General features: G+C 32.8%; 8 protein-coding genes. 2 read left to right on the top strand and 6 right to left on the bottom strand.

Annotated features, from left to right (window positions below):
* Window positions 1-6: 6 nt before the first annotated feature.
* The 5 genes from sbcD to BM246_RS18860 form a co-directional block, all read right to left on the bottom strand.
* Window positions 7-1,209: an exonuclease SbcCD subunit D C-terminal domain-containing protein gene (gene sbcD, locus BM246_RS18880; protein ID WP_074940384.1), complete on the bottom strand. Its 1,203-nt coding sequence runs from the start codon at window positions 1,207-1,209 to the stop codon at window positions 7-9.
* A 111-nt stretch (window positions 1,210-1,320) separates the two neighbouring features.
* Window positions 1,321-2,775, bottom strand: a complete 1,455-nt coding sequence (locus BM246_RS18875) for an oligosaccharide flippase family protein (protein WP_074940381.1) — start codon at window positions 2,773-2,775, stop codon at window positions 1,321-1,323.
* Window positions 2,776-2,834: 59 nt separating this feature from the next.
* The gene (locus BM246_RS18870) at window positions 2,835-4,124 is read right to left on the bottom strand and encodes a glycosyltransferase family 4 protein (RefSeq protein ID WP_074940377.1); all 1,290 of its coding nucleotides are present in this window, start codon (window positions 4,122-4,124) and stop codon (window positions 2,835-2,837) included.
* A 33-nt stretch (window positions 4,125-4,157) separates the two neighbouring features.
* Complete coding sequence (locus BM246_RS18865; RefSeq protein WP_074940374.1) at window positions 4,158-6,578, bottom strand: YfhO family protein; 2,421 nt, start codon at window positions 6,576-6,578, stop codon at window positions 4,158-4,160.
* Window positions 6,579-6,692: 114 nt separating this feature from the next.
* Window positions 6,693-6,944: a DUF4834 family protein gene (locus tag BM246_RS18860; protein ID WP_042499604.1), complete on the bottom strand. Its 252-nt coding sequence runs from the start codon at window positions 6,942-6,944 to the stop codon at window positions 6,693-6,695.
* Between the two features lie 169 nt (window positions 6,945-7,113).
* On the opposite strand from BM246_RS18860, the gene BM246_RS18855 reads away from it, so the two are divergent.
* Both BM246_RS18855 and BM246_RS18850 read left to right on the top strand, forming a co-directional pair.
* Window positions 7,114-8,118, top strand: coding sequence for a transporter (locus BM246_RS18855; protein ID WP_074940371.1), 1,005 nt, complete (start codon window positions 7,114-7,116; stop codon window positions 8,116-8,118).
* A 26-nt stretch (window positions 8,119-8,144) separates the two neighbouring features.
* A complete protein-coding gene (locus tag BM246_RS18850) occupies window positions 8,145-9,263 on the top strand; it encodes a GNAT family N-acetyltransferase (RefSeq protein WP_074940368.1) in 1,119 nt (372 codons plus the stop codon).
* Window positions 9,264-9,341: 78 nt separating this feature from the next.
* On the opposite strand, the gene BM246_RS18845 is transcribed toward BM246_RS18850, so the two are convergent.
* Window positions 9,342-10,604 carry a cysteate-C-fatty acyltransferase gene (locus BM246_RS18845; RefSeq protein WP_042505030.1) on the bottom strand — a complete coding sequence of 421 codons (1,263 nt, stop codon included), beginning with the start codon at window positions 10,602-10,604 and terminating at the stop codon, window positions 9,342-9,344.
* Window positions 10,605-10,725: the final 121 nt, after the last annotated feature.

Raw genomic sequence — 10,725 nt, 5'->3', positions numbered from 1 at the left:
TTACCCTTACTGATTCTTAACAGATTGTAAAATTTCATTAAAAGCATCTTCCACCTCTGGCCTGTTCTCTAAATCGAAACCAATTTCTTTACATTTCAATTTAAAAACTTCAGCTGGTAATAACTCTTTTATAGATTTTGTTTCTTCTAATAATTCCTCAATACCTTTTTGCCTACGCTGTGTTTTTAAAGCCGTTTTTAATATTTCAAACGGATAATTTTCTGCAGCTTTTTTTAAATCATCAGTATTTATGGTATGTGTCTCATTAAGCACAATTTCTACCCATGGTGTTAATTGGAATTCATTAGAAACCAAATTAGAAAATGCATCTATACATTCTGTTACGGTACCAACCAACTTATAAAACTCCCTAAAACGAGGAATAACAACATCGTCGATGGCACTTATTTTATTGTCTTCAACGGTTAAAACAATAATGTTTTTATTATAAGTTATTTCACTAAAACTCAAAATATGTGGTGAACCTGAATAGCGTACTTTATCATTTTCTCCAATTATTTGAGGTCGATGCAAATGTCCTAAAGCAATATAATCGAAGTACTCAGGGAAATCTTCAGCACCAATATGGCCCAATGTTCCTACATAAATATTTTGTTCGCTATCTGAAACAGAGCCTCCTGTTGCAAACAAATGCCCCATAGCAATAACGGGAGCATCGGTGGTATTTACTAGCTTACATTGCTCGGCAGCTGCTTGATAATGATTAATTAATGCTGTTTTATATTTATCAATAAGTTCGTCGAAAGATTCTCCGGCAACAGCTCTTCTAATATCACCATCACGCAAGTATGGAACGGCAGCAACAACTACTTTTTCACCTTCGATGTCAATTTCAAAAACTTCATCTTCTATCTCTTCCGTTGCTTTACCAACCACTTTAATCGATAAAGCATCGAGAATGTGTTTTGGTGCATTTAAAGTTCCTGCAGAATCATGATTTCCTCCGGTAATAATAATGGATTTGCAACTTGTACCTTTCAACTTCACCAAAAAGCTATAATACATTTCTAAACTTTGATTGGAAGGCGAACCCGTATCAAATACATCTCCTGAAATCAATAAAACGTCTATTTTCTCCGTACTGATATATGTTTCAATCCAACTTAAAAATAAAGTTTGTTCGGCTACTTGAGATTGCTCGTGTAATCTATGTCCTAAATGCCAATCGGCTGTATGAAGTATTTTCAAGTGATTTATGTTTTGTGCTATTTCGGAAAACTCTAAAAAAAATAAGGCAGACAGTGTAAACTATCTTATTCAACGAATTTAGACAAATAAAACCTCAAAATCAAGTTTGAACTAAACCTTCAAATACTTCTGAAGTAACTTAGAAATATCATCTGAAAATCTAAATTTGAAAACAATAAAACCGTACAGTACGGCAATTAAAATAGACTTTAATGCAATGTTTAAAATAGGATAAAATGGAAAGTCCCAAAAGTAAAAAAGAATAGCAAAACTAGCGATAAACAGCCCTATTTGTAACGTTTTTGGCGAAAATGGTGAGATTTTAAATTTTCTGTAAACAAAATATAACTTAATAGAATTGTATAAAAACACAGCTAAAAACGTAGCTAAACCGGCACCATTGATACCTAGAATAGGAATAAATAAAATATTAAAAGCTACCATAACAATAACTAAAACAACACCTAAAACCAGCACCATTCGGTAATAATCACTATTAAAAAGAATGGCATTGTTGCTACCTAAAAGTGAATCGTATAATTTCACCACACTAATCATAAACACCACGTAAAGCCCAACATTAAACTCTTCGGGAATGATTAAATAAAGCTGATTAATATTTAAAACAATTAATAAAAAGATGAAACCAGCAACAATAAATAAGTTTAGTGAGCTCTTCTTGTATAGATTTTCCAAAGCCTCATAATCATGTTCGTTTAAAAACTTAGCCGTCATAGGCATTAACAACTGATGCATAGAACGTTGTGGCACCGCAATAACAGCTGTGATGAATATAGCCACATTGTAATACGCAATTTCTTTAATTGGAATGTAATGCCCAAGCATCACTTTATCGACATCTAAAAGTGATGTTGCGATAGCTCCGGCAATAATTATTAAACCCGAATATTTTAAAATTCGACTTAAATTATTAATCTTTTTAAAGGTTAGCTTTGGGAATTTTAATGTGAATGCATATACCTTCATAATCAGCATTCTTACAAAATAAATAATAGCTAAACCAGACATAAACTGCTCTAAATCTATATATTCAAAATGAAAGGCCAACAAGAGTAACATAGTACCTACACGATGAAAAACTTCTTTCATAAAGTTCCCAAACACCGTTTGCATTTGCACTTTTGCCCAAGAAAAAAACAGCTCGAAATACGCCAAAGAAATTGCTATAACCACCGTATGCCACAAGTATTGTTTAATTATAGTATTTTTATTTGATAATAAATCGCCTATAAAACCATAACCAAAATACGTAAGCAAAACAATAGGAATAATAACCGCAATAGGCATTAATAACATAAGCGTTAAAAAGCCATTTAGTGATTCGCGCGTTTTGAAAGTAGTATAAAATTTAACTAAAGAGTTGTGTGCACCAAAGGCCATTAATGGCATTATTACATAGGCTAAAGAAAGCATATAGCCAACCATACCGTAATAATCATCACTTAAAAATTTAGTGTAAAGAAATAGCGTATTTATTGCCCCAATTAAAAACCCCAAATAAGTAGAGATTATATTTTTAAAAGATTGAGAAGCAACTATGCCCATTTTTTTTGATTCAATTTCATTATTAGTACTACGAAGTAAACGCGTAAAATGATAGATTATTAGGGCTTTTTTAAAACCGAAGCTAATTTAGAAGTCAAGCTTTTTCTACTATACTTTTGCAAACCAATAGCGTGCACTTCTAAATTTTTATTTTGATAGCTCTTATAATGCGCCAAGATAGTCGATTTTAACGATTTATAATCTGTGTAGTAAAAGTAGTTTCCGGTATTGGTTTCTTTTATGATATTTTCCACATCGGAACCTTGAGGTCCCAAAGCCAAAATAGGCCGATTTGAAACCATATATTCAAATAGTTTTCCAGGAATAATACATTTAGTTTCTTTGGAGTCTATCTCAACTAACAATAGAACCTGTGAGCTTTTTTGATAGATAATAGATTCTTTATGAGACACATACCCGGCGTTATTAACATGATTAGCAAGACCTACGGTTTCTATAGATTGTAAAACAGTTTCGCTAACGGCTCCCACAAAATTTAATTGAAAATCTTTAGAAAAACCCTCATGTTCCTGAACAAGTTCCGAGAGTACTTGCCATAAAATTATAGGATTTCTTTTTGATAATAACGAACCAATATGCGCTATTGTAAACTTAGCATCAAGTGGTTTAGATTCTACAGATTCATAATCGTAACCATTAGTAATAACCTCAATTGGTTTATTGGTAATGGCTTCAAATTCCGTTTTTGTTACAGAACTAGTAACAACAATATCGTCGGCAGTATTTAACACCAACTTTTCTAAAGCTTTGTGTTTTTGTTTAGATTTTTCCGTTAATTTCAACTGCTTATGGTAACCAATAGTAGTCCAAGGGTCTCTAAAATCTGCAATCCATTTTACACCTAATTTTTCTTTAAGCTGCAAACCAATAAGATGTAAACTATGCGGAGGTCCGGTGGTTATAATAGTTGAAATATTTTCCTTTTCTATATAATTTGAAAGATAAGCTACCGATGGTTTTACCCAGCTTTTGCGCGCATCTGGAATAAAAAAATTTCCACGAATATAAAGCATGGCTTTTTCAATAAAACTTTGCGTTTTCTGCTCGGGAATAATGCCTTTACTAATAGTGCTTGATGATTTCTTTGAAAACAGGCCTGCCAACTTATAAGGTTCACTTATAGGCTGTTTTATAATGGTAACATCTTTTGAAACTTCAGCAATTAAACTCTCGTCTACTAAAGGATAATTAGGGTTTTCGGGAATATAAACAATAGGTTCAACATTAAAATCGGGTAAATATTTTACGAATTTTAACCAACGCTGCACGCCTGGACCTCCTGCTGGTGGCCAGTAATAACTTATTATAAGTACTTTTAGTGCCTTCATTAAAAAAATTTCGATCTGCGTAGATGTAAAAAACTATTTCTTTTGAAATCCGTAGAAAAGTCCACCTAGTAGTAAAAGTCCAAATAAAACAGAACTAGCAAGTGCAATTGTACTTCCAGTTTTCACTACATCTGGATCAAACTTAAACACAATTTCATGATTTCCTGAAGGAATTTCTAAACCACGTAGCGTATAATTAACCCGTATATGATCGGTTTCTTCACCATCTATAAATGTTTTCCAACCGTTTCCGTAATACACTTCAGAAAACACTGCAAAACCTTTATTTGCATTGCTAGAAGCGTATTTTAAATAATTTGGTTTATGCTCAACAATTTTGATACTTGCTACAGAATCAACATTAAACTTTTTTGTTTCCGTTGGAATTATGGCATCTTTACCTTTAGTAAAAACAGCAACATGTTTATTATCTAAACTATCCAAAGCTTTAATTTCTTCATTAGCAGAATCTACCTTTTTAAGTTCGCTAACAAACCAAGCTGCACCATTCGCTTCTCTATTGGTGTATGGAAAGGTTTCTCCTTTTTCACCTTGAGCAATAATATATTTGGTATTAAACATATTAAGAACATTCATATTATTTTGAGAAATATAAAAATCGAAAACCTCACGGTATCGTTTTAATTCTGCCGCATTATATCCATTTAAAGAATTATGAAAGTATGATGGTTTTGATCGTCCTGAAACTAAATCGTAAACACGATAATAACTTTTATCTTGCAAAATAGCTTTATCAACCTCCGTAGCTTCAAACGGTTTATTCATTTTAATAGAAGATACAAAATCGTCACTATTTACATAGCGCTTATCTACACCAACTAAATCGAACAACAACAGCACAGCAAACCCAATAACAAGTAAGTTTTCTTTTAGCTTACCCTTTAAGTAATACCAAATTAAACCTGCCGATAGCAGTACTAAAATTAAACTTCTAAGGGTATCTGTTGTAAAAACGCTTTTTCTATCTTCTCTTAAGGCATCTACAAAATCTTGCCCATAATTCTGACGGTAAAAGCCATCGTTAACGCCAACAAAATCGAATAAAGACGATTTCATTACTAAAAATAAAAGCGATAAACCTCCAGTAATTATTGTGGCATACTTTAACGCATTTAGCTTTTCTTCTTCTTTTTCAAAATTATTGAACAAACGTACCAAACCAAAAATTCCCAACACAGGAATACATAATTCTAGTAAAACTTGTATTGATGTTACCGCCCTAAACTTATTGTACATGGGTACATAATCGATAAAAAAATTAGTTAAAAACCCTAAGTTTTTACCGTAAGATAATAATAAAGAAAACACTGTTCCGCCAACTAGCCACCATTTTAAACGGCCTTTTACTAAAAATAAAGCAAATACAAACAAGAACAAAATTACAGCACCAACATAAGCTGGAGCTTCTACAATAGGTTGGTCTCCCCAGTATAATGGAGCGCGCTTAGCTTCTTCTGCCGCCTGAGTTGTTGTGGCTCCTAATTTTCTAAAAGCCTCGTATGTAGCAGAATCTTTACCAACATTCTCTCCATTTCCTCCACCCATAAAACGAGGAATAAACAAGTTAAACGTTTCGGCAAAACCATAACTAAATTGCGTGATATAATCTTTATCTAAACCGTTTGAAACCTCTTTTGGAGATCCATCGGCATTAATGGTTAGTTCCGTTTTACCACGTGTGCTTTCCTTTACATACTCTTGCGTAGCCATTACGCTCGTTGCATTTAGAGCAATAGCAAGAACTACAGCTCCGAATAAAATTCCAACAGATTTAAAGAAATGAGGTAATACGTTTTTCTTGTAAGCATCTACTAAATAAGCTATGCCCAAAATAAGCACCAACAGCATTAAGTAGTAAGTCATTTGAAAGTGGTTCGATACAATTTCTAACCCCATAGCCAAAACAGTGAGTAAAAACCCAGCTATGTATTTTCGTCTAAAAGTGAGTATAATACCGCTCAACACCAAAGGCATGTATGCAATAGCGTGTGCTTTACTGTTATGCCCAACACCTAAAATAATAATTAAATACGTTGAAAACCCAAAGGCTAAAGCACCAAGTGCTGCGAGTTTGTAATCTACTTTTAGCACTAAAAGTAATACATAAAAACTCATTAAATATAAAAACAAATAATCGGCTGGACGAGGTAAAAAACGCAGTACAGCATCAATTTTTTTAATGTAATTATGCGGATATCTTGCTCCCAATTGGTAAGTTGGCATCCCTGCAAAAGCCCCATTAGTCCAATAGGTTTCCTCTCCAGTTTCAACTTTAAAATCCTTCTGCTGCTTGCTCATGCCAATAAACTGAACAATATCGCTTTGATAAATTTCTTTTCCTTGTAAAACTGGGCTAAAATAAGCCAATGATAATATTACAAATCCTAGGAGCACTAAGATGTGTGGCAATATACTTTTAATTGAAAATTGCATGAAAGTAGTTTAAAACAATGAATGTGAACATTAGTTATTATTTTCTTAGCATCGAAGTTTATCTTAAATTTTAAGAACTTTACGCTTTCGCGGAAATAAAAAAAGGTTGAAACCTTAATCCACTTCTTCGTAATCTACGTAATCGCCAACATCTTTATTAGACGTTCGTGTATTTGGAATTTTATCAATAGTTACTTCTCCTTCTTTATTAACAGGCTCTTGTTGTTGTTTTTGAAACTGACCTCCAAAGCGTTCTTCTGCTTTTTTTACGGCAAACTTCATTAAAAGCGGTGCAAAAATTCTAGAAAGCACTTTAAATAAATAATAGACTAAAACAATTATAAATATGGTTCTTAATAAACCCATAAGTGAAACTTTTGATTAAAACTAACAACAAAAATACAATTCTATACGTTTAAAAAACATTGAAAAATGATAAAAAATATATAAAATATCTATATTTGAAAACCCTTAATCATTAGTACTTAAAATTATAAAATCTACGCGTGTGTACAACGCGTTAAAAATTTCAACTATGAAAGCTATCAAATCGATTTTAATTCTCCTACTCACATTTTTTTCAACTCAAGCATTTTGCCAATATACCGATGTTATAAACTCTAACAGGCCAGGTGTTTCTCGTAGTGCCTTTTCTGTAGGTACCAATGTGGCGCAATTTGAAGTTGGCCCCTATATTATTGAAGAAGAACGCACGCCAGCCATAGGCTATAAAGTTTCAGGCTTTGGTGCCGATTTTGCTGTACGTTACGGATTATTATGGGAACAATTAGAATTAAACTTTGAAGGAAACTATCAAAGTGACAACAAATCGTATTTTTCAAATTTAGACAATAAAGACCGCCGTTCTAATTTTAAATATTTAACTCTTGGAGCTAAATATTTAGTTTACGATCCGTATAAAAATGCAGAAGACGATAAACCTAATCTTTACAGTTGGAAGGCCAACCACACCTTTAAATGGAAATCGTTAATTCCTGCCATAGCAGTTTATGCTGGTGCAAACTTCGATACTCCAGACAATCCATATACTGCAGACGCTATAGAAGGCTTTAGCCCTAAAGTGATGATTGCTACACAAAACAACTTTTCTGGAGGTTGGGTTTTTGTAATGAATTTAATTAAAGATCGCATAGGAACGGATCAATCGGACTTTTCATATATATTAACCTTAACGCATTCTTTCAGTCCACAATGGGTTGTTTTCGGAGAAACACAAGGCATTCAAAGTGATTATTATGCCGATAATTTGTTTAGATTTGGTGGCGCTTATTTATGGGGTAAAGATTTTCAGTTAGACACCGCTTTAACTTTTAACACAAAGGATACCCCATCTGTATTTAGCGTTAACTTCGGAATGTCTTACCGATTAGATTTCCATAAAGACAAAGAAATTGATAATGGAAATACCATTGAAGAAACTTCTAAACGCTCAGGAAAGAAAAAGAAAAAAGGCAGTAAAAAAGACGCAAAAGAAAGTACAAAAAAACCAAAACGAGACGCTATAGATTTTGAAGATTAATCTGATAAATTTATCATAACAAGTATATGATTACACTAAAAGAAGTAAAAAATAAAAAAGATTTAAAGGCATTTGTAAAATTCCCTTTCACGCTTTATAAAGACTGTGAATACTGGACACCTCCTATTATTAGTCAGGAGATGAACACTTTTAACAAAAACGAGAATCCTGTTTTTCAAGATGCCGAAGCTCAGTTATTTTTAGCCTACAAAAACAATGCTATTGTTGGCCGAATAGCTGCGATTACTAATAATTTAGAAATTCAAGACCAAAACATAAAAAAAATGCGTTTTGGTTGGTTCGATTTTATAGACGATTTAGAAGTTTCTAAAATACTACTCGATAAGGTTGCTGAAATAGGAAAAAGCAAAAACCTAGAATATACTGAAGGTCCAGTTGGATTCTCTAACTTAGATAAAGTTGGTGTCATGACGGAAGGTTTTGAGAGTACTACTCCCATGGTTACTTGGTATAACCACGCTTATTATGTAAAACATTACGAAGCAGCCGGATATGAGATTGAAAAATCGTATTCTGAAAGTCGTTTTCCTTTTGAAAATGTAAAGCCAGAATTTTTTAAAAAAGCACAAGAGCTTATAAAAAGACGCTACCAACTAAAAGCCTTAAAATTCACTAAAACAAGTGAAGTGATGCCTTATGTTGACAAAATGTTCGATTTGTTTAATGCGAGCTATGCTTCATTATCATCGTTTGTGGCCATTAACGATATTCAAAAAGCTTATTTCAAAAAGAAATTTATAAGTTTTGTAAATCCAGAATACATCAAATTTGTTGTAGATAAAAATGATGAATTGGTAGGTTTTGCTATTGTAATGCCAGCATTTACTGCTGCTTTAAAAAAAATGAATGGTAAGCTATTTCCTTTTGGTTTCAGACATATTTTGAATGCTAAAAAGAATAGTAAAGATGTTATTTTCTATTTAATAGGAATTCATCCGGACTACCAAAATAAAGGTGTGCATGCTGTGATTTTCAATGAATATTACGAGACTTTTAAAGAAAAAGGTATCCAAACATGCTTTAGAACTCCAGAGCTAGAAGATAACCACGCTATACATCAAATATGGAAACATTTTGACCCTGTAGTTTACAAAAGAAGAAAAACATACAAGAAACTTCTATAAAGTTTAGCTTCTTATTAAAACTAAAAAATCCGATTCAATTAAAATTGAATCGGATTTTTTTCATTCTATGTTATTGAACTACTCCTCGCCCATTGCCGCCATAACAGAAGCAGATAAACGTTTGTAAGTTCCGTTTTCTAAACGTTCTCTAATAGCATCAAATGCATTTAAAGTTTCAGAAACATCTTCTAATGTATGTGTTGCTGTAGGTATTAATCTTAATAAAATTAATCCTTTTGGAATTACTGGATACACAACTATTGAACAGAAAATACCGTAGTTTTCTCTTAAATCTTTTACTAAAGCCATAGCCTCAGGAATAGACCCCTTTAAGTATACTGGTGTTACACAACTTTGTGTTGTACCAATATCAAAACCACGCTCTTTTAATCCAGATTGTAATGCGTTTACGTTTTCCCAAAGTTTAGCTTTAAGTTCTGGCATAGTTCTAAGCATATCTAAACGCTTAAGAGCTCCAGCAACTAATTGCATTTGCAAAGATTTTGCAAACATTTGAGAACGTAAATTATATTTTAAATAATCAATTATTTCTTTATCACCCGCAATAAAAGCACCTGTACTAGCTAAAGATTTAGCAAAAGTTGCAAAGTATACATCAATATCATCTTGCACGCCTTGCTCTTCTCCAGCACCAGCTCCTGTTGCTCCTAAAGTTCCAAAACCATGAGCATCATCAACAAATAATCTAAAATTAAATTTTTGTTTAAGTGCTACTATTTCTTTTAAACGCCCTTGCTCTCCACGCATTCCAAAAACACCTTCAGAAATTACTAAAATTCCTCCACCTGTTTGTTCTGCCATTTTGGTAGCACGCTCTAAGTTTTTCTCTAAACTTACAACATCGTTGTGTTTGTAAGTAAAACGTTTTCCCATGTGTAAACGCACACCATCAATAATACAAGCGTGAGCATCAACATCATAAACAATAATATCGTTTTTAGAAACTAAAGCATCAATGGTAGATACCATACCTTGGTATCCAAAGTTTAACAAATAAGCTGCTTCTTTACTTACAAAAGATGCTAACTCATTTTGAAGTTGTTCGTGCAAATCAGTATGCCCAGACATCATTCTTGCTCCCATTGGGTATGCAGAACCATATTGTGCAGCTGCTTCTGCATCTACTTTACGAACTTCTGGATGATTGGCTAAACCTAAGTAGTCATTAATACTCCATGTGATTACGTCTTTTCCTTGAAACTTCATTCTATTAGAAATTTCGCCTTCCAATTTTGGGAATACAAAATAACCTTCAGCCTGAGACGCCCACTTTCCTAGTGGTCCTTTGTCTTTATAAATCTTTTCAAATAAATCCTTCATCTATTATAAATGGTATTGCTATTAAACTTTAGATATAACTGCAACCAAATTAAACAACTTTTAAGGAACACAAACAAAACGAGCTGTTTATGAAAGAATCAAGAATGTTTTGGTTTTAGTC

Source organism: Algibacter lectus (assembly GCF_900112395.1).
Taxonomy (GTDB): domain Bacteria; phylum Bacteroidota; class Bacteroidia; order Flavobacteriales; family Flavobacteriaceae; genus Algibacter; species Algibacter lectus.
Note: the sequence above shows the minus strand (reverse complement) of the source record. Positions and strands in the feature narration are given on the sequence as shown.